This window comes from uncultured Azohydromonas sp. (genome assembly GCF_937926365.1).
Classification (GTDB): Bacteria; Pseudomonadota; Gammaproteobacteria; order Burkholderiales; family Burkholderiaceae_C; genus Azohydromonas.
Map to the genome: position 1 here is coordinate 1 of NZ_CALAOH010000063.1, position 24797 is coordinate 24797.

At 69.2% G+C, this 24797-nt stretch carries 24 protein-coding genes; 10 read left to right on the forward strand and 14 right to left on the reverse strand.

All coding sequences use genetic code 11. From position 1 onward, the window contains the following. The coding region (locus Q0741_RS06645; protein WP_298232413.1) for an NAD(P)H-binding protein at window positions 1–722 on the reverse strand (722 nt) is incomplete at its 3' end. A gap of 99 nt (window positions 723–821) precedes the next feature. Here Q0741_RS06645 and Q0741_RS06650 point away from each other — a divergent pair. Both Q0741_RS06650 and htpG read left to right on the forward strand, forming a co-directional pair. Beyond that, window positions 822–1325: a hypothetical protein gene (locus Q0741_RS06650; RefSeq protein ID WP_298232414.1), complete on the forward strand. Its 504-nt coding sequence runs from the start codon at window positions 822–824 to the stop codon at window positions 1323–1325. A gap of 122 nt (window positions 1326–1447) precedes the next feature. Then, entirely contained in the window at window positions 1448–3319 is a 1872-nt protein-coding gene (gene htpG, locus Q0741_RS06655) for a molecular chaperone HtpG (protein ID WP_298232415.1), read from the forward strand. Between the two features lie 96 nt (window positions 3320–3415). Here the strand turns inward: htpG and Q0741_RS06660 are convergent, their stop codons facing one another. Together Q0741_RS06660 and Q0741_RS06665 are read right to left on the reverse strand one after the other, a co-directional pair. After that, on the reverse strand, window positions 3416–4438 hold the full coding sequence (locus tag Q0741_RS06660; RefSeq protein WP_298232416.1) for a serine/threonine protein kinase: 1023 nt from the start codon (window positions 4436–4438) through the stop codon (window positions 3416–3418). Between the two features lie 65 nt (window positions 4439–4503). Further along, window positions 4504–5157: a GNAT family N-acetyltransferase gene (locus Q0741_RS06665; protein WP_298232417.1), complete on the reverse strand. Its 654-nt coding sequence runs from the start codon at window positions 5155–5157 to the stop codon at window positions 4504–4506. Between the two features lie 301 nt (window positions 5158–5458). Here Q0741_RS06665 and rplM point away from each other — a divergent pair, with 301 nt between their 5' ends. The 3 genes from rplM to erpA all read left to right on the forward strand — a co-directional run bounded on the left by rplM (window position 5459) and on the right by erpA (window position 6898). Further along, window positions 5459–5887: a 50S ribosomal protein L13 gene (rplM, locus tag Q0741_RS06670; RefSeq protein ID WP_029000492.1), complete on the forward strand. Its 429-nt coding sequence runs from the start codon at window positions 5459–5461 to the stop codon at window positions 5885–5887. Between the two features lie 9 nt (window positions 5888–5896). After that, window positions 5897–6289, forward strand: coding sequence for a 30S ribosomal protein S9 (gene rpsI / locus Q0741_RS06675; protein ID WP_298232418.1), 393 nt, complete (start codon window positions 5897–5899; stop codon window positions 6287–6289). Between the two features lie 231 nt (window positions 6290–6520). Beyond that, window positions 6521–6898 (forward strand): iron-sulfur cluster insertion protein ErpA, encoded by a 378-nt coding sequence (erpA, locus tag Q0741_RS06680; RefSeq protein ID WP_298232419.1) that lies wholly within the window; start codon window positions 6521–6523, stop codon window positions 6896–6898. Window positions 6899–6981: 83 nt separating this feature from the next. Here erpA and Q0741_RS06685 read toward each other — a convergent pair whose 3' ends face one another. Then, window positions 6982–8133 (reverse strand): anhydro-N-acetylmuramic acid kinase, encoded by a 1152-nt coding sequence (locus Q0741_RS06685; protein WP_298232420.1) that lies wholly within the window; start codon window positions 8131–8133, stop codon window positions 6982–6984. Next, window positions 8130–9494: a M23 family metallopeptidase gene (locus tag Q0741_RS06690; RefSeq protein WP_298232421.1), complete on the reverse strand. Its 1365-nt coding sequence runs from the start codon at window positions 9492–9494 to the stop codon at window positions 8130–8132. The genes Q0741_RS06685 and Q0741_RS06690 overlap by 4 nt, the downstream gene beginning before the upstream one ends. A gap of 214 nt (window positions 9495–9708) precedes the next feature. Between Q0741_RS06690 and tyrS the strand changes: the two genes are divergently transcribed. From tyrS to dtd, 3 genes are all read left to right on the forward strand, one after another. Further along, on the forward strand, window positions 9709–10962 hold the full coding sequence (tyrS, locus tag Q0741_RS06695; RefSeq protein WP_298232422.1) for a tyrosine--tRNA ligase: 1254 nt from the start codon (window positions 9709–9711) through the stop codon (window positions 10960–10962). 91 nt (window positions 10963–11053) lie between these two features. Continuing rightward, a complete protein-coding gene (locus tag Q0741_RS06700; protein WP_298232435.1) occupies window positions 11054–11950 on the forward strand; it encodes a cation diffusion facilitator family transporter in 897 nt (298 codons plus the stop codon). Continuing rightward, window positions 11947–12387, forward strand: a complete 441-nt coding sequence (gene dtd, locus Q0741_RS06705) for a D-aminoacyl-tRNA deacylase (protein ID WP_298232423.1) — start codon at window positions 11947–11949, stop codon at window positions 12385–12387. The genes Q0741_RS06700 and dtd overlap by 4 nt, the downstream gene beginning before the upstream one ends. 332 nt (window positions 12388–12719) lie before the next feature. Here the strand turns inward: dtd and Q0741_RS06710 are convergent, their stop codons facing one another. The 9 genes from Q0741_RS06710 to Q0741_RS06750 form a co-directional block, all read right to left on the reverse strand. Further along, window positions 12720–13688, reverse strand: a complete 969-nt coding sequence (locus tag Q0741_RS06710; RefSeq protein ID WP_298232424.1) for a tripartite tricarboxylate transporter substrate-binding protein — start codon at window positions 13686–13688, stop codon at window positions 12720–12722. A gap of 99 nt (window positions 13689–13787) precedes the next feature. Next, window positions 13788–15059 carry a phenylacetate--CoA ligase family protein gene (locus Q0741_RS06715; protein WP_298232425.1) on the reverse strand — a complete coding sequence of 424 codons (1272 nt, stop codon included), beginning with the start codon at window positions 15057–15059 and terminating at the stop codon, window positions 13788–13790. Further along, the gene (locus Q0741_RS06720) at window positions 15052–15345 is read right to left on the reverse strand and encodes a hypothetical protein (protein WP_298232426.1); all 294 of its coding nucleotides are present in this window, start codon (window positions 15343–15345) and stop codon (window positions 15052–15054) included. Before Q0741_RS06720 ends, Q0741_RS06715 begins: the two co-directional genes overlap by 8 nt. Window positions 15346–15507: 162 nt before the next feature. Further along, a complete protein-coding gene (locus tag Q0741_RS06725) occupies window positions 15508–16314 on the reverse strand; it encodes an ABC transporter ATP-binding protein (protein ID WP_298232427.1) in 807 nt (268 codons plus the stop codon). 98 nt (window positions 16315–16412) lie between these two features. Further along, window positions 16413–17759 carry an ABC transporter substrate-binding protein gene (locus tag Q0741_RS06730; protein WP_298232428.1) on the reverse strand — a complete coding sequence of 449 codons (1347 nt, stop codon included), beginning with the start codon at window positions 17757–17759 and terminating at the stop codon, window positions 16413–16415. An 82-nt stretch (window positions 17760–17841) separates the two neighbouring features. Next, on the reverse strand, window positions 17842–18918 hold the full coding sequence (locus Q0741_RS06735) for a branched-chain amino acid ABC transporter permease (RefSeq protein ID WP_298232429.1): 1077 nt from the start codon (window positions 18916–18918) through the stop codon (window positions 17842–17844). A 19-nt stretch (window positions 18919–18937) separates the two neighbouring features. Beyond that, window positions 18938–19867: a branched-chain amino acid ABC transporter permease gene (locus tag Q0741_RS06740; RefSeq protein WP_298232430.1), complete on the reverse strand. Its 930-nt coding sequence runs from the start codon at window positions 19865–19867 to the stop codon at window positions 18938–18940. 69 nt (window positions 19868–19936) lie between these two features. Further along, window positions 19937–20794: an ABC transporter ATP-binding protein gene (locus Q0741_RS06745; RefSeq protein ID WP_298232431.1), complete on the reverse strand. Its 858-nt coding sequence runs from the start codon at window positions 20792–20794 to the stop codon at window positions 19937–19939. Further along, complete coding sequence (locus Q0741_RS06750; RefSeq protein WP_298232432.1) at window positions 20794–22734, reverse strand: long-chain fatty acid--CoA ligase; 1941 nt, start codon at window positions 22732–22734, stop codon at window positions 20794–20796. Before Q0741_RS06750 ends, Q0741_RS06745 begins: the two co-directional genes overlap by 1 nt. A gap of 127 nt (window positions 22735–22861) precedes the next feature. On the opposite strand from Q0741_RS06750, the gene Q0741_RS06755 reads away from it, so the two are divergent. Continuing rightward, the gene (locus tag Q0741_RS06755) at window positions 22862–23593 is read left to right on the forward strand and encodes a Crp/Fnr family transcriptional regulator (RefSeq protein WP_298232433.1); all 732 of its coding nucleotides are present in this window, start codon (window positions 22862–22864) and stop codon (window positions 23591–23593) included. Between the two features lie 61 nt (window positions 23594–23654). Beyond that, on the forward strand, window positions 23655–24758 hold the full coding sequence (gene ydiK / locus Q0741_RS06760) for an AI-2E family transporter YdiK (RefSeq protein WP_298232434.1): 1104 nt from the start codon (window positions 23655–23657) through the stop codon (window positions 24756–24758). Window positions 24759–24797: the final 39 nt, after the last annotated feature.

Sequence of the window (24797 nt, forward strand, 5' to 3'; positions counted from 1 at the left end):
GCGGGCACGCGCAGCACCGGCGCGCGCGGCAGGCCCTGGGCGGCGCGCAGCGCCTGCAGGTATTCCGTCAGCGACAGCGGCTGCGGCCCGACCAGGGGCACGCGGCGCGCGCTCCAGGCCGCGGCGGGGGCGCGCAGCAGCGCCACCAGCGCCGCCACGGCGTCATCCACGTGCACCGGCTGCAGCGCGCCGCTGCGCGGCAGCGCCAGCAGCGGCAGGCTCGCCAGCCTCAGGAAGAAGCCGGCGCTGGGGCCGTCCTCGCCGAAGACCAGCGAGGGCTGGACGATGGTGGCGTCCAGTGGCAGCGCCAGCAGCGCCTCGTCCGCGGCGTGCTTGCTGCGCTGGTAGGCGGTGGCGCCGGCCTGCACGCCCAGCGCCGAGATCTGGAGCACCCGCCGCACGCCGGCCTGGGCGCAGGCCTGGAACAGCGCCACGGGCGCACGGTGGTGCAGCGCCTCGAAGGTCTGGGGGCCGCTCTCGCGGAAGATGCCCACGGCGTTGATCACCGCCTCCACGCCCTGCAGGTGCGGCAGCCAGTGCGCGGGCGTGAGGGCCTGGGCGAAGTCCAGCGCCAGCCAGCGCAGGCGCGGCGGCGGTGCGTCGGGCGGGGCATGACGCGGGACATGGCGCGAAATGGCGACCACCTCGTGGCCGGCCGCCAGCAGGGCCTGGCACAGCCGGCGTCCGATGAAGCCGGTGGCGCCGGTGAGCAGCACTTTCATCCGGTAGGCAGCAGGGAGAAGCCTGGGGAACGGCGCTTGCCGAATCGGCGTGCCGGTTCGGCAAACCGCATTCCTTTAATCACAGCAGAGGTGACTTCCATGGGCCTGACCACCCGATTCCTCGTCAACACGGCGCAGCGCGCGCTCAAGGACGGCCTGCTGGCCGCGGCCCTGTCCGGCACCTCGATGGCCGCGCGCAGCAAGGCCGACAGCGGCAGCGCCGTGGCGGGCGTGAACGCGCCGGCGCACTGGGTGCATGGCGAGGAGTCGATCCGGCGCGAGGATGTGTCGGCCAAGCACACGCTGGTGGGCGCAGCCGTGCACACCGCCTCGGCCATGCTGTGGGCCGGGCTGTACGAGGCGCTGCAGGCGCGGCGCGAGCGCCGCACCGTCGCCGGCGCGCTGGTGGACGCCGCCGGCGTGGCGGCGCTGGCGGCGGTGGTGGACCTGAAGCTGGTGCCCGAGCGGCTGACGCCCGGCTTCCAGCACCGCATGAGCCGGGAAAGCCTGTGGATGGTCTACGGCAGCTTCGCGCTGGGCCTGGCGCTGGGCGGGCTGCAGCGGCGCGAGGAGGCGCCCACGGTGCGGGACCTGCGCGAGTGAGTACGGCAGCCTTTGGCGCATGAAGTGAGCCTTTGATGCGCAGCCGGCCCTTGAAGCCGCGCAGGGGTGTCCCCATCTGGGGCCCGCCCCGCGCTGGAGCGGGTTGACGACTTCACAACACCATGCACAAACAGACGCTTTCGTTCCAGGCCGAGGTCAAGCAGATCCTGCACCTCGTCACGCACTCGCTGTATTCCAACAAGGAAATCTTCCTGCGCGAGCTGGTCTCCAACGCCTCCGACGCCTGCGACAAGCTGCGCTTCGAGGCGCTGAACAACAACGGGTTGTACGAAGACCAGCCGAATCTGGAAGTGCGGGTGAGCTTCGACGCCGCGGCGCGCACCATCACCATCAGCGACAACGGCATCGGCATGAGCGCCGAGGAAGCCACCGCGCACCTGGGCACCATCGCCAAGAGCGGCACGCGCGAGTTCATGGCGCGGCTCGAAGGCGACCAGAAGAAGGACGCGGCGCTGATCGGCCAGTTCGGCGTGGGCTTCTACTCCGGCTTCATCGTGGCGGACCGCATCACGGTCGAGTCGCGCCGCGCGGGGCTGTCGGCCGAGGAGGGCGTGCGCTGGTCCAGCGAGGGCGCGGGCGAGTTCGAGGTCGAGACCATCACCAAGGCCAGGCGTGGCACGGACGTGACGCTGCACCTGCGCGAGGGCGAGGAGGAGTTCCTCTCGACCTGGCGGCTGAAGTCGATCATCGGCAAGTACTCCGACCACATCTCGCTGCCGATCCTGATGCGCAAGGAAGTCTGGGATGCCGAGAAGAAGGAGCAGGTCGTCACCGACGAGTGGGAGACGGTGAACAAGGCGGCGGCGCTGTGGACGCGCAGCAAGAGCGACGTGACGGACGCCGAGTACAAGGAGTTCTACAAGCAGCTCTCCTACGACAGCGAGCCGCCGCTGGCCTACACGCACAACCGTGTCGAGGGCCGCACCGAGTACACGCAGCTGCTCTACATCCCGTCCAAGGCCCCGTTCGACCTGTGGAACCGCGACAAGCGCGGCGGCGTGAAGCTCTACGTCAAGCGCGTGTTCATCATGGATGACGCCGAGGCGCTGATGCCGGTGTACCTGCGCTTCGTCAAGGGCGTGATCGACTCGGCCGACCTGCCGCTGAACGTCAGCCGCGAGCTGCTGCAGGAAAGCCGCGACGTGAAGGCCATCCGCGAGGGCTCGACCAAGCGCGTGCTGTCCATGCTGGAGGACCTGGCGGAGAACCAGGCCGAGCAGTACGCCAAGTTCTGGGAGCAGTTTGGCGCGGTGCTCAAGGAGGGCATTGGCGAGGACCACGCCAACCAGGAGCGCCTGGCCAAGCTGCTGCGCTTCGCCTCCACGCACGCGGACTCGGGCGTGAGCTTCACCGACTACGTGTCGCGGATGAAGGAGGGCCAGGAGGCCATCTACTACATCACCGCCGAGACGCTGGCCGCCGCGAAGAGCAGCCCGCAGCTGGAGATCTTCCGCAAGAAGGGCCTGGAGGTGCTGCTGCTGTCCGACCGGGTGGACGAGTGGATGCTCTCGCACCTGTACGAGTTCGACGGCAAGCCGCTGCAGAGCGTGGCCAAGGGCGCGGTGGACCTGGGCAAGCTGCAGGACGAGGAAGAGAAGAAGCACGCCGAGGAGGCGGCGGAGGCCTTCAAGCCGGTGCTGGAGAAGCTCAAGGCCACGCTCAAGGACCGCGCCAAGGACGTGCGCGTGACGAGCCGCCTGGTGGAGTCGCCCGCGTGCATCGTGGTGGAAGAGGGCGACATGAGCGCGCACCTGGCGCGTCTGCTCAAGCAGGCCGGCCAGCAGGCGCCGAAGTCGCAGCCGATCCTGGAAGTCAACGCCGAGCACCCGCTGGTGAAGAAGCTCGAAAGCGACGAGGCGCGCTTCGACGACCTGGCGCACCTGCTGTTCGACCAGGCCTGGCTGGCCGAGGGCGGCCAGCTCGACGACCCCGCGACCTACGTGCAGCGCGTGACGCGGCTGTTGAGCGCGTAAGCATCAGGCGCTGCCGCCGGCGCAAATGCCATCATGCCCGCGAAGGCGGGCATCCACGAACCACGCGGTGCCGCCCGGACCGCGTGGCTTTTCGTTTCAGTACAGCTCCAGCGGCGGTTCCGCCATCGCCGCGAGCTGTTCGCGCAGCTGCGAGGTCTGCTGCGACCAGTAGGCAGCGGTGCCGAAGAAGGGGAAGGCCGCGGGAAAGGCGGGGTCGCTCCAGCGCTCGGCCAGCCAGGCGCTGTGGTGGATCATGCGCAGGGTGCGCAGCGGCTCGATCAGCGCCAGCTCGCGCATGTCGAAGGGCATGAACAGGCGGTAGCCCTGCAGGATCTGCCCCAGTTGTGCCGCCATGGCCGGGGGCTCGCCCGAGAGCAGCATCCACAGGTCCTGCACCGCGGGGCCGGTGCAGGCGTCGTCCAGGTCCACCACGTGTGGGCCCTCGTCGCGCCATAGGATGTTGCCGGGATGGCAGTCGCCGTGCAGGCGCAGTCGGCGCACGGCGCTGGCGCCTTCGAACACCTCGCGCACCGCTGCCAACGCCGCGTCGCAGGTGCTGCGCCAGGCCGGAAGTTGATCGGGCGGAATGAAGTCGCCGTCGAGCAGCCGCTGCCGCGCAGCTTCGCCGAAGGTCGCCACGTCCAGCGTGCGGCGATGCTTGAAGGTTGCCTGCGCACCCACGGCGTGCAGCCGGCCCAGGAAGCGGCCCAGCCACTGCAGCACCATCGGGTCTTCCAAATCGGGCGCGCGGCCGGCGCGGCGCGGGCTCACCGAGAAGCGGAAGGGCTCCCCGTCGAAGTGGATGGTGGCCAGGGTGGGCGGCTCGCCGTGCAGCGTCAGGGGGTGGTCGTTGCGGGGCTGCAGCGGCAGCGGCGCCACCACCGGCACGTCGGCCGCGGCCAGGTCCAGCGCCAAGGCGTGCTCTTCCAGGATCTGCGCGTCGCTCCAGCGCTCGGGGCGGTAGAACTTGGCGACCACCACCGCGCCGTCCTCCAGGAAGACCTGGAACACGCGGTTCTCGTAGGAGTTGAGCTGCAGCAGCCGGCCGTCGGGATCGAAGCCCGCGGCGGCCAGGGCATCGAGGACGGATTCGGGGCGCAGTGCGGCGTAATGAGGCATGCGCCGATGCTAGCCCGGCCCCTGCGGCGTGCCGCGCGGCAGGGCCAAACGCTGTTTGATGCGGCTCAGTTGGCCGTGCGCGGCAGCATCATTCGCCACCACTGCCGCAGGCGCAGCGCCTGGAGCTTGAGCTGGTAATCGAACTCGCCGGCCTGCTGCGCCACCAGGGCGTCCATGCGCGAGCTCGCGTCCTCGGGCGGCAGGCGCAGCAGGGCTTGCGCCTCGCCGCCGTCGCGCTCGATGCTGGCACCGGCCTTGCGCGCGATGCGCAGCATGGGCGTGTTCTCGCTCAGGGCGTGAATGACCATCATCTCCGCGCCCCAGTTGCGCGCGTGCAGCACGGCGCGCTCGAACAGCCTGCTGCCCCAGCCACGGCCCCGAGCGCGCAGCAGCACCGAGACGCCGAACTCGGCCATCGGCGCGGCACCGTTGGCGCCCTCGATGCGCGCCAAGTGCGCCACGGCCACCAGCTCCAGCGCCTCGTCGAAGATGCCCACCACTTCGTCCCGGCCGAAGTCGATGCCGTTCACATAGCGGCATACCTGCTCGTCGGAGGCCTTGTAGCCGAAGCGCAGGTAGCGGTCGCTTTCGGTCAGCGCCAGCAGGTGCGCCAGGATCAGCGGGCGGTGGCGTACGGCCAGCGAGCGGATCGGCACCCAAGCCGACGGCGAGGTGGGCGTGGCAGGACGGCGGATCGGCGTGAGCAGGCTGGCAGACATGCGATGACTCGGGGTTTTCCCGGATGTTATCTCATGCCAGGGTTAACCCTGAGCTCGCTTCAAGCGCGGCAAGCATTCCGTGAAGTTTGCACGCTAGGCGCGCAAGCCCGTTCCGGGCTACAATATTCGGCTTTCCTGTCAACGGCGGGGAAGTTGTGCCTGTTCCAGCGTTCTATCGAATGCCTGGGGCATGAGCCCAGAGGCGGCGGGTTTTCCTGCTGCACCGGGGCCGAGCGCAGCGCAAGCAGCCGTAGCCGGGTCGTCCGCTTCATTGGGCGGCCCACAACCGAAAGATCCCCTCATGAAGACCTTCAGCGCCAAGCCGGCCGAAGTCGTGCACGAGTGGTTTGTGATTGACGCCACCGACAAGGTGCTCGGACGTGTCGCCAGCGAAGTGGCACTCCGTCTGCGCGGCAAGCACAAGGCCATCTACACGCCCCACGTGGACACCGGTGACTTCATCGTCGTCGTCAACGTCGACAAGCTGCGCGTGACCGGCAACAAGGCCAACGACAAGGTGTACTACCGTCACTCGGGCTTCCCGGGCGGCATCTACGCCACGAAGTTCAAGGACATGCAAGCCAAGCATCCGGGCCGTGCCCTGGAAAAGGCCGTCAAGGGCATGCTGCCCAAGGGCCCGCTGGGTTACGCGATGGTCAAGAAGCTGAAGGTGTACGCCGGTGCCACGCACCCGCACACCGCCCAGCAACCCAAGGTCCTCGAGATCTAAGGAGCGGTGATGATCGGAGAATGGAACTACGGCACCGGCCGCCGCAAATCGTCGGTGGCGCGCGTGTTCATCAAGCGCGGCACGGGCCAGATCTTGGTCAACGGCAAGCCGGTCGACCAGTATTTCGGCCGTCAAACCTCGATCATGATCGTCAAGCAGCCCCTGGTGCTGACGAACAACGGCGAGGCTTTTGACATCAAGGTCAACGTCGAAGGCGGTGGCGAGTCCGGTCAGGCCGGCGCCGTGCGCCACGGCATCACCCGCGCCCTGATCGACTACGACGCGACGCTCAAGCCCGAGCTGAGCCGCGCCGGCTTCGTTACCCGCGATGCGCGTGAAGTCGAGCGTAAGAAGGTCGGTCTGCACGGCGCCCGTCGCCGCAAGCAGTTCAGCAAGCGCTGATCGATCTTGCGCTGCCGCGACGCCCTCCCGGGTGCCGCGGCGCGCCAGGGTGGCGTGCCCTGCGCTCCACGCCCCGCGAAGGCCGCTTTTCACCGAGCGGCCTTTCGCTTTTTGTGTGGCGGAATTGGCCTTTTGCCCAAAGGTTCTATCCCTGCCACCGCACCGGTACCCGAGAAGATTCATGGACAATTCCGGTGCTTCGCGTTTTCTAGATTCCCAGGAGAGCACCGCATGAGCGCAGTCGCCGAACAAAGCACCGATCTCACCACCGACGGCATGCCCGCGCCGATCGTCTTCACCGACAGCGCTGCGGCGAAGGTGGCCGATCTGGTGGCCGAGGAAGGCAACCCGGAGCTGAAGCTGCGCGTGTTCGTGCAGGGTGGTGGCTGCTCGGGCTTCCAGTACGGCTTCACCTTCGATGAGATCGTCAACGAGGACGACACCCAGATGCAGAAGAACGGCGTCACGCTGCTGATCGACGCCATGAGCCTGCAGTACCTGATGGGTGCCGAGATCGACTACAAGGAAGATCTGCAGGGCGCGCAGTTCGTCATCAAGAACCCCAACGCCACCACCACCTGCGGCTGCGGCTCCAGCTTCTCGGTCTGAGCCGCGCACTCTTACGCATATGACAAAGCCGCCCTCGGGCGGCTTTTTCGTTGCCGGCGCGACGTGTTGCGCGCGCCGGGATTTCAGGCGGGGTACAAGGCGCCCAGCACGCGTGGGCCGCGTGCGCCCGTGACCTCCACGCGGTTGCCGGGGCTGCGCAGCACATGGGCGTGCGCCAGCCAGGCAAACGCAGCGGCCTCGACCTGGTTCGGATCCAGCCCGCGCTCGGCGGTGGTGAGCACCGCCACGCCGGGCAACAGGGCGCGCAGCCGCTGCAGCAGGTCCAGATTGAACGTGCCGCCGCCGGCAGCCAGCAGCTCGCGTGTGCGCGGCGCCTCGCGCCGCAGCGCGTCGGCCACGGTGCGGGCAACGAAGGCGGCGAGGGTGGCCTGCACGTCCTGCGGCGCCGGCATCACGGCCAGCGCTGCCAGCTGCCCATCCAGCCAGGCCAGATTGAAGTCGTCGCGTCCCGTGCTCTTGGGCGGGCGGCGAGCGAAGAAGGCATCGCTCAGCAGCGCCGCCAGCAGCGTCTCGTCCACCCGGCCACCGGCGGCCCAGCGGCCGGCGTCGTCGAAGCGCTGGCCGGTGTGGCGCTCGCACCAGCCGTCCAGCAGCGCGTTGGCCGGGCCGCAGTCGAAGCCGCAGATGCCGCCATCGGCGCGCAGCAGCGTCAGGTTGGACTGCCCACCCAGGTTCAGCACCGCGACGTCCATCTCCTCGCGCGCGAACAGCGCCTGGTGGAAGGCGCATACCAGCGGCGCGCCCTGGCCGCCGGCAGCCACGTCACGGCTGCGGAAGTCGCACACCACGTCGATGCCGCACAGCTCCGCCAGCAGCGCACCGTTGTGCAGTTGCAGTGTGTAGCCGCGGCCATCGTGCAGCCCGGGCTGGTGGCGCAGCGTCTGGCCGTGGGCGCCGATGGCGCACACGGCCGCACTCTCCACGCCAGCGCTCTCCAGCAGCGCGCGCACGACGACGGCTTCCAGCTCGGACAGGGCATTGGCCGCGAGCGCGGCGCGGTGCAGCTCGTCCGCGCCCCTGTGGTTCAGCGCCAGGAACTCGGCGCGCAGCTCCAGTGGCAGCGGCTGGTGCACGTGGGCCAGCACCCGCAGCGCCGCGCCCGTGGGCTGCGGCGCGAAATCGACCAGCACGCCGTCCACGCCGTCCAGCGAGGTGCCGGACATCAGGCCGATGTAGAGCGCCGCCGAAGCGGCGCCCGGCGCGAAAGGGCTCACTCGGCGCGGACCGCGCCCATGCTGCGGGCGGCCGCGATCTGGGTGCGGGCGCTGGTGGCGAGCTGCTGCAGCTCGGCGCGCGACACCGACGCCATCGGCGTCTGCGTGGCCTTGGCCACCTGCAGCGGGTCCTGATGCACGCCACGGATACGGAACTCGAAGTGCAGGTGCGGCCCGGTGGCCCAGCCCGTGGCGCCCACGGCGCCGATGCGCGTGCCCTGCTCGACATGCTCGCCCTTGCGCACGTCGATGCGGCTCAGGTGCGCGTAGAGCGTGCTGCGGTCGCCGTCGTGCTGGATCTCGACCACGTTGCCGAAACCGTTGCGCCAGCCGGCGAAGTCCACCACCCCACTGCCCACGGTACGCACCGGCGTGCCCACGGGCGCACCGTAGTCCACGCCCTGGTGCGCACGCATCGTCTGCAGGATCGGGTGCATGCGCATGGCGAAGCCCGAGGTCACGCGCGAGAACTCCATCGGGCTGGCGAGGAAGCTGCGCTGCTTGGGCTGGCCGTCCATGCCGACGTAGGCGCCGCGGCCCATCGCGTCGCGCACCCACATGCCCTGGTACACGCGGCCGCGGTTGATGTATTCAGCCGCCAGCAGGTGGCCCGCGCCTTCGTTCCAGGTGATGGGCTCGCCATCGGCGGTGAGGGTCTCGTAGGCGACGCTGAAGGTGTCGCCCTTCTTGATCTCACGGTGGAAGTCCACCTCTTCGGAGAACATCTCCGACAGCTGCGTGGCGATGGTGTCGGGCAGCCCGGCCTCATCGGTGGCGGTGAAGAGCGAATTGCGCACCGTGCCGCTACCCAGGCGTACCTGCGACTCCAGCTGCGCCTGCTCCCGGCGCACCTTCCAGCCGCCATGCCCGGCAGGGTGCAGCGTCACGCGCGTGAAGTGCGTGGTGATCTGGTCCCGGCGCTCCGCCGGCATGCGAACCACCAGTTCCTTAAGGCGGCCGCTTTCATCGGCGCGCGCGGTGAACAGGCGCGGCACCCGGCCATCGAGCAGGTCGCGCACGCCGCGCTCACGGCGCAGGAAGGAGGCCGCCGAGGCGTCGTTCACGCCCAGTCGCGACAGCAGCCGGTCGGCCGTGTCGTTGGCGCGGCCGGCGGTGCTGCGGTTGAGCTCCAGCTGGTGAGCGGCCAGCGCTTCCAACTGCTCGTGCACCGGCAGCGGCTGCACGTCCTCGCTGATGATCTGCTGCGCAATCTCGGTGCCAGGGGCCGAAGGAGAGGCCACACCAAAGGCCGTGGCAGCGAAACCGGCCAACGAGAACATCACCCCCGCGGCCACGGCCCGGGGATTGCGTTGAGCAAATTTGTGCGCGTTCTCGGCCGCGCGGTCGAGCCATCCCGTCATTTGAACTTCAATGCCGGGCCAAGCCCGCTAGGTTTGCAGCACGGAAGTGAGACTGGCTGCAGGTGTCTGAAAAAAACTCCAGGGCCAATCGCTAGAATTGCGACTTTCGGCCGGAAGTTGTACGTCTTTGGGTCGCGTCAATGCCGCAACCCCGCGGAGTATAACCACCGCGTGACGGGCACTTACATTCAAAAATCCTGCAAATCTCTGTGCCATGTCAGAAAACGTGACGCCCACCACGCCCTCGGCGCCTGTGAACCACCCGGTGACGGACGAAGTGCGCGCCGCGCTGGCCGTGACGCTGCGAGGCTGTGAAGAGTTGTTGCCTCAGCCGGAATGGATCGCCAAGCTGGCGCGCTCGCAGGCCACCGGCGTGCCGCTGCGCATCAAGCTCGGCCTGGACCCCACAGCGCCCGACATCCACCTGGGCCACACGGTGGTGCTCAACAAGCTGCGCCAACTGCAGGACCTGGGCCACCAGGTCATCTTCCTGATCGGGGACTTCACCTCGACCATCGGCGATCCGTCGGGGCGCAACACCACGCGCCCACCGCTGACGCGCGAACAGATCGAAACCAATGCCCAGACTTACTACAAGCAGGCCAGCCTGGTGCTGGACCCGGCGCGCACCGAAATTCGTTACAACTCTGAGTGGTGCGACGCCCTGGGTGCGCGCGGAATGATCCAGCTTGCCGCCCGTTACACGGTGGCGCGGATGATGGAGCGCAACGACTTCGCCGAGCGCTTCAAGGCGGGCACGCCCATCAGCGTGCACGAGTTCCTGTATCCGCTGATGCAGGGCTACGACTCGGTGGCGCTGAAGTCCGACCTGGAACTCGGCGGCACGGACCAGAAATTCAACCTGCTCGTGGGCCGCGCGCTGCAGGCCGAGTACGGGCAGGAGCCACAGTGCATCCTGACCATGCCGCTGCTCGAAGGCCTGGACGGCGTCGAGAAGATGTCCAAGAGCAAGGGCAACTACATCGGCATCAGCGAGCCGGCCAACGACATGTTCGCCAAGCTGCTGTCCATCAGCGACACGCTGATGTGGAAGTATTTCCAGCTGCTGAGCTTCCGCTCCGAGAGCGAGATCGCCGCGCTCAAGGCCGAGGTCGAGGCCGGGCGCAACCCCAAGGACGCCAAGGTGCTGCTGGCCAAGGAGATCACCGCGCGCTTTCACTCGCCGGCCGCCGCCGACGCCGCCGAGCAGGACTTCATCAACCGCTCGCGCGGCGGTATCCCGGACGACATCCCCGAGCTGTCGCTCTCCGGCGCGCCGCTGGGCATCGGCGCGCTGCTGAAGCAGGCCAACCTGGTGCCTTCCTCCAGTGAGGCCATGCGCATGGTCGAGCAGGGCGGCGTGCGCGTGGACGGCAGCGTCGTCAGCGACAAGGGCTTGAAGCTGGATGCCGGCACCTACGTGCTGCAGGTGGGCAAGCGCAAGTTCGCGCGTGTCACGCTGGGCTGATCCGAACGGCGCGGCAGCGCGCTTGCTGCTGTGAGCGACACAAGCCCGCAGCGTCGGGCGTGCGCCGTGGGTGCGTACCGACAATCACGCCATGCAGGTCAGCAGCTATCTGAAACTCTCGGTGGGCGTGGCGGTGGTGACCATCGCGCTCAAGACGCTGGCGTGGTGGCTCACCGGCTCGGTGGGGCTGCTCTCCGACGCCATGGAGTCGCTGGTCAATGTGGCCGGCGCCAGCTTCGCGCTGGCCATGGTGACGCTGGCGGCGCGGCCGCCCGACGAGGAGCACCCCTACGGCCACCACAAGGCCGAGTACTTCTCCAGCGGCTTCGAGGGCGTGCTGATCCTGGTGGCGGCGCTGGCCATCGTCTATGCCGCCGTGAAGCGGTTGCTGGAGCCGCAGCCGCTGGAAGAGCTGGGCATGGGCCTGGCGCTGTCGGTCGTGAGCTCGGTGCTCAACGGCGTGCTGGCCTGGGCCATGCTGCGCAAGGCGCGCGAACACCGCTCGATGGCGCTGGAGGCCGATGCGCGGCACCTGTTCACCGACGTGTGGACCTCTGCCGGCGTGGTCGGCGGCCTGGTCGCCGTGCATTTCACCGGCTGGCTGTGGCTGGACCCGGTGCTGGCCATCGCCGTGGCGCTGAACATCGTGCGCGAGGCGCTGCACCTGCTCAAGCGCTCCGCCGACGGGCTGATGGACCACGCGCTCGATCCGCAGGACCAGGCCCGCATCGAGCAGACGCTGCAGCGCTTCTACAGCCCGCAGGTGCGCTTCGACCACGTCACCACGCGCCGCGCCGGCCAGCGCCGCTTCGTGGACCTGCACCTGCACCTGCCGGCGGAATGGCCGCTGGGGCGGGCCGTGGCCATGCGCGGCGACGTGGAGCGCGCGCTGATGGACGCGGTGCCGGGCCTGCGCGCCACGATCCAACTGCTGTCCTGTGACGTGGAGGCGGCACAGGTGGAAGAACAAGAGGAAGTCGCATCGTGATGGCGTTGATTCAGCGCGTGCGCCGGGCGCGCGTGCAGGTGGGCGGGGAGACCGTGGGCGAGATCGGCCAGGGGCTGCTGGCGCTGGTGTGCGCGCAGCCCGCCGACAGCGAGGCCCAGGCGGTGAAGCTGGTGGACAAGCTGTTGAAGCTGCGCGTCTTCAGCGACGAGGCCGGGAAGATGAACCGCAGCGTGCAGGACGTGCAGGGCGGGCTGCTGATCGTTTCGCAGTTCACGCTGGCGGCTGACACCAGCGGCGGCAACCGGCCCAGCTTCACCGGCGCGGCGCCGGCGGAGCTGGGGCGCCACCTCTACGAGCGCGTGCTGCAGCTCGCGCGCGAACGCCATCCTGCGGTGGCTGCGGGCGTCTTCGGCGCCGACATGCAGGTGGAGCTGGTCAACGACGGGCCGGTGACGATTCCGATGACGGTGGTTTGAATTGGTTGTCGATCGTCGGTGAAGGATTCCGTTCGTCCTGATGCTTCGATACCTCAGCACAGGGCGCGCCCTGCGGGCGCGTCGAAGGATGAACGGCCCCTGCCGTGGTGCAGCCATCACAGCCTGTCGGATTCGCACTTCGATACCTCAGTGCGAACGGGACTTTTGGCAAGGGCGAAATCAGGGGTGAGAACGCGCCATAAAAAAGCCGCCCGAAGGCGGCTTTCGCAGTGAGTAGCAGGACGCGGATCAGTCGCCTTGCAGGCCGCGCCTTCGCAGAGCTCAGGCCCTGCCTGAGGCACAGGACCGTGCGCAGGCACGCTCCTGTGTCCTCAGTCAGCGTATTGCCCGGCGGCCTTGATGACCGGGCCCCACTTGGCGATCTCGTCGGAGACGAACTTCTTGTGCTCGGCCGGGTTGACGCGCGCGTCCGTGACCACCACGGCGCCCAGGTCCTCCTCGCGCTTGATGAAGCCCGGGTCCTTCAGCGCGGTCTTCAGCGCGGCATTCACCTTGTCCGTCACCGCCTTGGGCGTGCCCTTGGGCGCGTACAGGCCGTGCCAGATGCTCACGTTGAAGCCCTTGAGGCCCGAGGCGTCCAGCGTGGGCAGCTTGGCCAGCGCCGGGGTGCTCAGCGGCTTGAGCGTCGTGACGGCGTAGGCCTTGACCTTGCCCGAAGCGATCTGCGCCGTGGTGTTGGTGGTCTGGTCGCACATGACGTCCACCTGGCCGCCCATGAGGTCGGTCATGGCCGGGCCGGTGCCCTTGTAGGGCACGGTGGTCATTTGCATCTTCAGGCTCTGCTGGAACAGCAGCCCGCACAGGTGCGAGGCCGCACCCAGGCCGGCGTGGGCCAGATTCACCTTGCCCTGGTTGTCCTTGAGCCACTTCTGCAGCTCGGCCCAGTTGTTGGCCGGCAGCCCGGGCTTGCCGATGATGGTCATCGGCACCTCGTTGATCAGGCCCAGGTACTCGAAGTCCTCCACGGGCTTGAACGACAGATTGCGGTACAGCGCCGGCGAGGTCGCCATGCCGATGTGGTGCAGCAGCAGCGTGTAGCCGTCCGGCGCGGCCTTGGCGACCTTGGCCGCGCCCAGCGTGCCGCCGGCGCCGCCGACGTTCTCGATGACGATCGTGGCCTTCAGCGGCCCGCGCAGCGCCTCGGCCAGGTCGCGCGCGACCTTGTCGGTGGGGCCGCCCGCGGCGAAGGGCACGACGATCGTGACGGGCTTCTCGGGGTACTCCGCCAGCGCGGCCGAGGTGGCGGCCAGGGCCATGGTGGCGAACAGGAATTTCTTCATGGGGACTACCTCTGGGTAAGACGTGAGGCCGCGGTGGCTCGGAAGTGCCGCCGCGCGTCGGTTGCGTATCGGTTGCGGCGGTAGCAACTTTAGTGAGCCTCAGTCGTAACGCCGGCTGTCCTCGATCAACTTGCCGTCATTGGGCAGGCTGCCCGGCGTGCACAGCTCCACTTCGGCCCGCAGCTTCGTGACTTCGCGCACGCTGGCCGCCAGCAGTTGCGCCAGCTCCAGCGCCTGCGCCTGCGATTCCGTGACTTCCGCACGCAGCAGCAGTTTTTCCGCCGCCGGCTCGCCGCTGACCACCAGCCGCAGCCGCCCCAGCCCTGGATGGCGCTGTGCCACCTGCGCCAGCTGTCCCGGGTGCACGAACATGCCGCGCACCTTGGTCGCCTGGTCCGCGCGGCCCAGCCAGCCGCGCAGCCGCACGTTGCTGCGCCCACTGGGGCAGGCGCCCGGCAGCACGGCCGAGAGGTCTCCGGTGCCGAAGCGGATGAGCGGGTAGTCGGGGTTGAGCGTGGTCACCACGACCTCGCCGATCTCGCCCTCGGCCACCGGCTCGCTGCCGCCGGGCTGCACGATCTCCACGATCACGCCTTCGTCCACCACCAGCCCCTGGCGCGCGGCGGTCTCGTAGGCGATGAGCCCCAGGTCCGCCGTGGCGTAGCACTGGAAGGCCTGCACGCCGCGCGCGGCGAACCACGCCTGCAGCGAGGGGGGGCAGGCCTCGCCGCTGACCAGCGCCTTGGAGAGCTGCGGCAGCGCGGTGCCTTGCTCCGCCGCCCGCTCCAGCAGGATCTTCAAAAAGCTCGGGGTGCCGACGTAGCCGTGGGGCTGCAGCTCGGCCATGGCCTGCAGCTGCAGCTCGGTATTGCCCACGCCGCCGGGAAACACCGCGCAGCCCAGCGCGTGCGCGCCGGTTTCCATGATGGAACCCGCCGGCGTGAGGTGGTAGCTGAAGCTGTTGTGCACCAGGTCGCCGCTCCTGAAGCCCGCGGCGAAGAGCGCGCGCGCCATGCGCCACCAGTCCGGCGCCGTGCCCTCGGGCTCGTACAGCGGCCCGGGCGACTGGAACACGCGCCGCGCGCCGCCGGGGCGCGGCAGCCCGTTCCAGCCGATGGCGGCGAAGCCGCCGAAGGGGTCGCCGTGGCGGCGCTCGCGCTGGCGCTGCAGCAGCTCGGACTTGCGCAGCACCGGCAGCTGTGCCAGCGCCGCGCGGCTGCCCACGTCCTGCGGCTGCACGCCGGCCAGCAGCTCGGCCGCGGCGCTGCTGTGCGCCTGCGCGCGGGCCACCACCTGGGGCAGCGCCGCCATCAGCGCCGCCTCGCGCGCGCCCGGATCGCGCGTTTCCAGCGCGTCGTAGAACTCACTCATCCCGGTCTCCCCAGCGTGCGAGCTCGCGTTTGAGCTCGGCGACGAAATCGCGCAGCGCGGCGCCGTCCTTGATGCTCTTTTCGATCCATTGCGGGCTGCGGGCCGGCTCGCGCACGCGCGCCGCCTTGAGCGCCGCGCCGTCGAGCGCCACGCGCGCCACGGGCTGGCCGCGACGCTCGAAGCGGCCCTCGCGCTCCGTCAGGCCCAGACCGCGCAGCTCGCGCTGCAGGCGCTGCAGTCCCTCGTCGGGCTTGAAGGGGGGCGGGGCGAAGAAGTCGTCGCTCATGGCGGTGCCTCCTTGGTGGAAGTCCCACAGACACTCCCGAACGCTGTTCTCCGTCCGTCCTGAGGTATCGAAGGATGAACGGCAGCCCTCCGAGCCTGTCGGATTCGGCCTTCGATACCTCAGTCCGAACGGGTCTGTGTCCGGAGCGTCGTGGGATGCATATCAGGCCAGCCAGCGCTTGCGGCGCTTGTAGCTCTTGACGTCCTTGAAACTCTTGCGGTCGCCGCCGCCCATGCCGAGATAGAACTCCTTGACGTCCTCGTTCTCGCGCAGGGCCTTGGCCTCGCCGTCCATGACGATGCGGCCGCTTTCCATGATGTAGCCGTAGTCGGCGTAGCGCAGCGCCATGTTGGTGTTCTGCTCGGCCAGCAGGAAGGTCGTGCCCTCCTTGGCGTTGAGGTCCTTCACGATCTCGAACACCTCCTCGACGATCTGCGGCGCCAGGCCCATCGAGGGCTCGTCGAGCAGCACCATCTTCGGGTCGGCCATGAGCGCGCGGCCGATGGCGCACATCTGCTGCTCGCCGCCGGAGGTGTAGGCCGCCTGCGAGCCCCGGCGCGTCTTCAGGCGCGGGAAGTAGGCATAGACCTTCTCCAGTGTCTGCGCCACCGCCGCCTTCCCGTCGCGGCGGGTGTAGGCGCCGGTCATGAGGTTTTCCTCGATGGTCAGGTGCGCGAAGCAGTGGCGCCCCTCCATCACCTGGATCACGCCGCGCTCGACCATGGCCGCGGGCGTGAGCTTCTCGATGCGCTCGCCGCGCAGCTCGATGGAGCCCTTGGTGACCTCGCCGCGCTCGCCTTCGAGCAGGTTGGAGATGGCGCGCAGCGTGGTGGTCTTGCCGGCGCCGTTGCCGCCGAGCAGCGCGACGATGCGGCCTTCGGGTATCTGCAGCGACACGCCCTTGAGCACCAGGATGACGTGGTTGTAGATGACCTCGATGCTGTTGACGTTGAGCAGCGGTGGGGACATGGCGGACGGGGGCAGGGTGGTTGGCGGGAGGTCCCCGCCCGGGCCGGGCCCGGACGGGGACCTTTCAGGGCCTGTGCGGCGTCAGGCCGTCAGGCGCATCAGGCGCCGCTCTGGCAGTCCTCGGGCGGACGGCGGGTGAGCTTCTTCTCCGCGGCGTACTTGTCCGCGGCGGCCTTGATCAGCGGCTTGGCGATCTGCTCGTCGGCCTGGTACCAGTCGGACGTGAAGTTCCACTTGCTGCCGTCCCAGGTGTGCACGCGCACCCAGCTGGAGCCCATGTGGTCGGCGCAGGAGGTGCTCAGCGGGCGCATCACGCCCGCCAGGCCCAGCGCGTCGAGCTTCTTCTGGTCCAGCGCCAGGTTCTCCAGGCCCCAGCGCACCTGCTCGGCGGTCATGACCTTGCCCTTGCCGAAGCGCTCCTGCGCGCGGCGCACGGCCTCCACGCCCAGCATCTGGATGATCACGCCGCGCATGTACAGCACCGAGCCGACCTCGTCGCGCGGACCCGAGCCCTGGCCCTTGTCGTGCACGTGCTTGAGGATGTCCTGGACCACCTTGAACTGCTGGCCCGACGGGTTGAGCGCCAGCGCGCTGTAGCCCTTGGCGCCGTCGCCCACGTCCTTCACGTCGGGCTCTGCGCCGGCCCACCACACGCCGAACATCTTCTCGCGCGGGTAGCCCGTGGCCTGCGCCTCCTTCAGCGCGGTGGAGTTCATCACGCCCCAGCCCCACAGCAGCACGTAGTCCGGGCGGCTCTGGCGCACCTGCAGCCAGGCCGACTTCTGCTCCACGCCCGGCGCCGTCACGGGGATGAGCTGCAGGTCGAAGCCGTGCATCTTGGCGCGCTCCTGCAGCAGCGGGATGGGCTCCTTGCCGAAGGGGCTGTCGTGGTAGACCAGCCCGATCTTCTTGCCCTTGAGCTTGTCGAGGCCGCCTTCCTTCTTGCCGATGTGCTGGATCAGCGCGTCGGCGCCGGTCCAGTAGCTGCCCATGAGCGGGAAGTTCCACTTGAACACGCCGCCGTCCTGCGAGGCGGCCAGGCCGTAGCCCAGCGTGATCAGCGGGATCTTGTCCGTGGGCGCCTTGTCGGTGAGCGCGAAAGTGATGCCGGTGGACTGCGGGTCGAAGAGAGTGTTGGTCTTGCCCTTGAGCCGCTCGTAGCACTCCACGCCCTTGTCGGTGGCGTAGCCGGTTTCGCACTCCTCGAAGGCGATCTTCACGCCGTTGATGCCGCCGTCGCGGGCGTTGATCATCTTCAGGTAGTCCTGCTTGCCGTTGGCCCAGGGCGTGCCGTTGGGTGCGTAGGCACCGGTACGGTAGACCAGCAGCGGGAAGAACTGCTCCTTGGCCTGGGCCTGGGCGTCGGTGCTGCCGAAGGTGCCGGCCAGCGCCGCGGACACGGCCGCGGCGGCCAGGGCGAGCGAACGGATGCGGGGGAACTTCATGACAGGTCTCCTCTGGGGGTGTGGCGCACTCTGGGGTGCGGTGTTCAGGATGGTTGCCGAAGGAAGCGCGCGAAGGCGTGCCTCAGTGCGGGAAGGGCCACAGGCGCAGCTTCTCCTTGGCGGTGGACCACAGCCGGGCGATGCCGTGCGGCTCCACGATCAGGAAGAAGACGATGAGGCCGCCGAAGATCATGAATTCGAGGTGGCTCAGCACCGCGGTGTCCACGTTCAGGCCCACCAGCGCGCCCAGCGCCGGCAGCGTGTTGGTCAGCACGATGGGCAGCACGACGATGAAGGCCGCGCCGAAGAAGCTGCCCATGATCGAGCCCAGGCCGCCGATGATCACCATGAACAGCAGCTGGAACGAGCGGTCGATGTTGAAGGCCGCCGGCTCCCACGAGCCCAGGTGCACGAAGCCCCACAGCGCGCCGGCCACGCCCACGATGAAGGAGCTCACCGCGAAGGCGCTGAGCTTGGCGTACACGGGGCGGATGCCGATGACGGAGGCCGCCACGTCCATGTCGCGGATGGCCATCCACTCGCGCCCGATGGCGCCGCGCACCAGGTTCTTGGCCAGCAGCGCGAACAGGCTCAGCAGCGCCAGGCAGAACAGGTACTTCTGCACCGGCGTCTCCAGCGGCAGCCCGAACAGGTTCAGCCCCGCCACGCTCACCGAGCCCGAGGACGAGCCGTTGGTCACCCAGCCCAGCCGCAGGCAGGCCCAGTCCACGAAGAACTGCGCCGCCAGCGTCGCCACCGCCAGGTACAGGCCCTTGATGCGCAGCGACGGGATGCCGAAGAGCACGCCCACGGCCGTGGCGCTCAGGCCGCCGCCCAGCAGCGACAGCAGCAGCGGCATGCCTTCGAAGCGCACGTGGAAGTTGTAGGCCGCGTAGGCGCCCACGGCCATGAACGCGCCCGTGCCCAGCGAGATCTGCCCGCAGTAGCCCACCAGGATGTTCAGGCCCAGCGCGGCCAGCGCCAGGATCAGGAAGGGGATCAGCACGGCGCGGAACAGGTATTCCGGCGCCAGCGCCGGCACGGCGACGAAGGCCAGCGTGATGAGCGCCAGGATGGCCCAGCGGTCCTGCGCGATCGGGAAGATCTGCTGGTCGGCGTGGTAGCTGGCCTTGAACTGGCCGTTCTCGCGGTAGAGCATGGTTGTTCTCCTTGTAGGCTCAGACGCGGTCGATGATCTTTTCGCCGAACAGGCCCTGCGGACGCACCAGCAGGAACAGCAGCGCCAGCACGTAGGCGAACCAGATCTCGATGCCCCCGCCCAGCAGCGGGCCGATGTACACCTCCGAGAGCTTCTCGCCCACGCCGATGATCAGCCCGCCCAGGATGGCGCCGGGCACCGAGGTCAGTCCGCCCAGGATCACCACCGGCAGCGCCTTGAGCGCCACCAGCGACAGCGAGAACTGCACGCCCAGCTTGGAGCCCCAGATGATCCCGGCCACCAGCGCCACGAAGCCCGCCACGCTCCAGACGATGATCCAGATGCGCGACAGCGGGATGCCGATGGACTGCGCCGCCTGGTGGTCGTCGGCCACCGCGCGCAGCGCGCGGCCCGTACCGGTCTTCTGGAAGAACAGCGACAGCACCGCCACCAGGGCCGCGGCGATCAGCGCGGCGTAGAGGTCTTCCTTGTTGAGCAGCACGCCGCCCTCGAAGAAGCTCTCCAGCACGAAGATCGGGTCCTTGGGCATGCCCACGTCGATCTTGTAGATGTCCGAGCCGAACAGGGTCTGGCCGAAGCCGTCGAGGAAGTAGGTGATGCCCAGCGTGGCCATCAGCAGCGTGATGCCCTCCTGGTTCACCAGCTTGCCCAGCACCAGGCGCTCGATGGCCCAGGCCACCGCCGCCATCACCGCCAGCGCGCACACGAAGGCCAGCAGGTTGGCCAGCAGCCGGCTCTCGAAGCCCAGCAGCTTGGGCAGCCACTCGGCGAAGCGCGCCATCGCCAGCGCCGCGAACAGCACCATCGCGCCCTGCGCGAAGTTGAAGACGCCGCTGGCCTTGTAGATGAGCACGAAACCCAGCGCGATCAGCGCGTAGAGCATGCCGGCCATCAGCCCGCCGGTGAGCGTTTCCAGAAAGAAGCCCATGGTCTCCTCGATGCGTGGTGTCCGGTGCGCCGCGCGCGCGGCGCGGCCCGGGAGCTTGTCGTTATGGTGTCAGTGCGAAGTGCCGAGGTAGGCGCGGATGACGTCCTCGTTGCGCCGTACCTCGTCGGGCGGGCCGTCGCCGATCTTCTTGCCGTAGTCGAGCACCACCACGCGGTCGGAGATGTCCATCACCACGCCCATGTCGTGCTCGATCAGCACGATGGTGGTGCCGAACTCGTCGTTGACGTCCAGGATGAAGCGGCACATGTCCTGTTTCTCCTCGACGTTCATGCCCGCCATGGGCTCGTCGAGCAGCAGCAGCGAGGGCTCCATCGCCAGCGCGCGGCCCAGGTCCACGCGCTTCTGCAGCCCGTAGGGCAGGCGGCCCACGGGGGTCTTGCGCCAGGGCTGGATCTCCAGGAAGTCGATGATGCGCTCAACCACCGCGCGGTGCTCCACCTCCTCGCGCAGCGCCGGGCCCAGCCGCAGCGCCTGCTGGAACAGGTTGCTCTTCATGCGCAGGTTGCGCCCGGTCATGATGTTGTCCAGCACGCTCATGCCCTTGAACAGCGCGAGGTTCTGGAAGGTCCGGGCCACGCCCGCCTCGGCCACCTGGCGCGGGTTCATGTTCCTGAAGCTCTGGCCGCGCAGCGTGATCGAGCCTTCCTGCGGCTGGTACACGCCGTTGATGCAGTTGAGCATCGAGCTCTTGCCCGCGCCGTTGGGGCCGATGATCGAGCGGATCTCGTGCTCCCGCACGTCGAAGCTGATGTCGGTGAGCGCCTTCACGCCGCCGAAGCGCAGCGTGATGTTGTTCACCGCCAGGATCACGTCGCCGATGCGCTTGCCCGGCGCGGGCTCCAGCCCGGGCGGGTTCAGGGTGGTGTCGGGCTTGGCGAGCAGCTCAGAGCTGACGATGGCGTTCATCAAGCGGCCCTCCGGGCAACGGGGTAGGTCTTGGCCTCGGCGATGCGCAGCGTGGCGCTGACCACGCCGCTGCGTCCGTCCTCGAACTTCACCGGGGTTTCGATGTACTGGCTCTCGCGCCCTTCGAAGAGCGCCTGCACCAGCGGCGCGTAGCGCTCGGCGATGAAGCCGCGGCGCACCTTGCGCGTGCGGGTGAGCTCGCCGTCGTCGGCGTCGAGCTCCTTGTGCAGCACCAGGAAGCGGTGCACCTGGCAGCCCGCGAGCTGCTCGTCGCGCGCGAGGTCGGCGTTGACCTGCTCCACGCAGCCGCGGATGAGCTCCAGCACCTGCGGCTTGCTCGCGAGGTCGGTGTAGCCGGTGTAGGGCAGGTTGCGGCGCTCGGCCCAGTGGCCCACGGCTTCCATGTCGATGTTGACGAAGGCGCACACCCGGTCGCGCCCGTCGCCGAAGGCCACCGCCTCTTTGACGTAGGGGAAGAACTTCAGCTTGTTCTCCACGTACTTGGGCGCGAACATGGCGCCGTCGAAGTCGCCGCCCTTGAGCCGGCCCACGTCCTTGGCGCGGTCGATGATCTTCAGGTGCCCGCCGGCATCGAGGAAGCCGGCGTCGCCGGTGCGGTACCAGCCGTCCTGCATCACCTCGGCCGTGGCCTGCGGGTTGCGGAAGTAACCCTTGAGCAGCCCCGAGGACTTCACCTGCACCTCGCCGTCGGCGGCGATGCGCAGCTGCACGCCGTCGATGGGCACGCCCACCGTGTCGGCGCGCGCCTCGTGGTCGGGCTGCAGGCACACGAACACCGCCGTCTCGGTGGAGCCGTAGAGCTGCTTGAGGTTGATGCCGATGGCGCGGTAGAAGCTGAACAGGTCCGGCCCGATGGCCTCGCCGGCGGTGTAGGCCACGCGCACGCGCGACATGCCCAGCTGGTTGCGCAGCGGACCATAGATGCACAGGTCGCCCAGCTTCCACGCCAGCCGGTCCGCCAGCGACAGCGGCTTGCCGTCCATGCGGTCCGGGCCCACGCGGCGCGCCAGCTTCATGAAGCGCTCGAACAGCCAGCGCTTCACGCGCCCGGCGTCCTCCATGCGCACCATCACGCTGGTGAGCAGGCCCTCGAACACCCGCGGCGGCGCGAAGTAGTAGGTGGGCCCGATCTCCTTCATGTCGATCGAGACGGTCGCCGCCGACTCCGGGCAGTTCACGACGTAGCCGCAGGCCAGCCACTGCGCGTAGCTGAAGATGTTCTGGCCGATCCACGCCGGCGGCAGGTAGGCCAGCACCTCCTCGGCGCCGCTGAGCTTGTCGAAGCGCGCGCCGGCCTGGGCGCGGTCCAGCAGCGAGGCATGGGTGTGCACCACGCCCTTCGGGGTGCCGGTGGTGCCCGAGGTGTAGAACATCGCGGCCACGTCATCGGGCTGCGACAGGGCCACCTCGGTGTCGAAGAATTGCGGATGCTGTTGCGCGTGCGCGCGGCCTTCCTTGACCAGCGCGTCCAGCGAGGCCAGGCCCGGCTCGCGGTAGTTGCGCAGGCCGCGCGGGTCGTCGAACCACAGCCGCTGCAGCTGCGGGCACTGGGGGCGGATCTCCAGGAACTTGTCGATCTGCTCCTGATCCTCCGCCACCACGAAGCGCACCTCCGCGTTGCGCAGCGGGAACACGAACTCCGCGGCCACCGCGTCCTGGTACAGCGGCACGGGGATGGCCCCCAGCGACTGCGCCGCCAGCATCGAGGCGTACAGCCGCGGCCGGTTCTCGCCGACCACGATCAGGTGCTCGCCGCGCTGCAGCCCGGCTTGCGCCAGGCCATGCGCCAGCGCGCGCACCAGCGTGGCCAGATCGGCCCAGGTCAATGTCTGCCAGATGCCCAGGTCCTTCTCGCGCAACGCAGCGGCCTGCGGGCGACGGGCGGCATGTTCAAGCAGCAAGTGAGGAAAGGTCGTCAACGGCGTCTCCTGGCGGCAGGCCCCGCAATCCCGTGATTGCGAAGTGCGCGAATTCTGGGCGCCGCTTTGACGCCAAGTTGTCGCGACGGCGACAATCTCCGGGTCTGTCCCCAAAGGGGTTTCCCGCATGGCTCTCCGCGATCTGACGCCCTCGGCCTCGCTGCTTTCCCGCTCGCGCACACCGAGCCCGCAGGATCTGCAAGGCATCCACTGGTTGCCGCGGCTGGAGCCCGCGGCGCGCGCGCTCGCGCTGTCCTCGCTGCGCGTGGTGGAGGTCGAGCCCGGCGAGCTGGTGTGCCGCATGGGGCGCCCGCCGGCCTACTGGTTCGGCGTGGTGGATGGCTTGCTCAAGATCAGCAACGACAGCCTGATGGACCTGCCCGTGACCTACACCGGCGTGCCCTCGGGCGGCTGGTTCGGCGAGGGCACGGCGCTCAAGCGCGAGGTCTACCGCTTCAACGTGCAGGCGCTGCGGCGCAGCGTGCTGGCCGGGCTGCCCATCGACTGCTTCGACCGGCTGCTGGAGAGCAGCCTGGGCTTCAACCGCTTCCTGATGCAGCAGCTCAACGAGCGGCTGGGCCAGTTCATCGCCGCGCGCGACATCGACCGGCTCTCGCAGCCCGATGCGCGCGTGGCGCGCAGCCTGGCGGCGCTGTTCCACCCGGTGCTCTATCCCGGCGTGGGCGAGCTGCTGCGCATCACGCAGCAGGAGTTGGCCTACCTGGTGGGCCTGTCGCGCCAGCGCGTCAACCGCGCACTGCGCGCCATGCAGGCCGCGGGCGTGATCCGCATCGAGTACGGCGGCGTGCGCGTGCTGGCGCTGGACAGGCTGCGCAACTACGGGCCGGCGCTGGAGTGACGAAACAGTCCGGAGCGCTGGGTAGCATCCCGGCGCGCCCCTCACTGCCGCCTTGACGCCGATGCCCCCGTCCCCGCCCGACCTGCCACGCGCCACGCTCGGCGTGCTGTTCATCGCGACGCTGATCGTGGGCTCGCTGTGGATCCTGCGCCCCTTCCTGGGACCGGGCATCTGGGCGGCGATGCTGGTGGTGTCCACCTGGCCGCTGCTGCTGCGCGTGCAGCGGCGGCTGTGGAACCGGCGCTGGCTGGCCGTGACGGTCATGACGCTGCTGCTGGTTCTGCTGCTGGTGCTGCCCCTGACGCTGGCCGTGGGCGCGCTGGTGTCGCACATCGACCAGATCGGCGAGGGCGTGCGCGCGCTCACCAGCTGGCGCCCGCCGCCCAGGCCGCCGGCGTGGCTGGCGGGGCTGCCCTTCGTGGGGCCGCAGCTCACCCGCGCCTGGGCCGAGGCCGTGTCGATGGGCGTGGGCGGGCTGGTGGCCATGCTCACGCCCTACGCCGGCAACGTGACGCGCTGGCTGCTGGCAGAGGTGGGCGGCGTGGGGCGGCTGCTGCTGCAGTTCCTGGTCACGACCGTGCTGGCGGCGGTGATGTACGCCGTGGGCGAGCGCTGGGCGGCGGCGCTGCGGCGCTTTGCGTGGCGGCTGGGCGGGGATCAGGGCGAGGCGGTGGTGGAGCTGGCAGGCCAGGCCATCCGCGGCGTGGCGCTGGGCGTGGGGCTGACGGCGCTGCTGCAGGCGCTGTTCGCTGGGATCGGCCTGGGGCTGGCCGGCGTGCCCCTGGCCGGGCTGCTGACCATGCTGATGTTCATGCTGTGCATCGCGCAGCTGGGTGCGCTGCCGGTGTTGCTGCCCGCCACCGCCTGGGTGTTCTGGCAGGGCCACACGGGCTGGGGCGTGTTCCTGCTGGTGTGGTCGCTGGTGGTCACGACCATGGACAACGTGGTGCGCCCGGTGCTCATCCGCCTGGGCGCGGACCTGCCGCTGCTGCTGATCTTCACCGGCGTGGTGGGCGGGCTGCTGGCCTTCGGGCTGGTGGGCATCTTCATCGGCCCGGTGGTGCTGGCCGTGGCCTACACGCTGCTCGATGCCTGGGCGCGGCAACCCCGGGTGACGCCGGGCGCCGCGCCGCCGCAGCCGCCGCGGGAGCCGCCCGCGGCCTGAGCCGCCGCGGCGGCACGGGCGATCCCCAAGCCGCCGCCC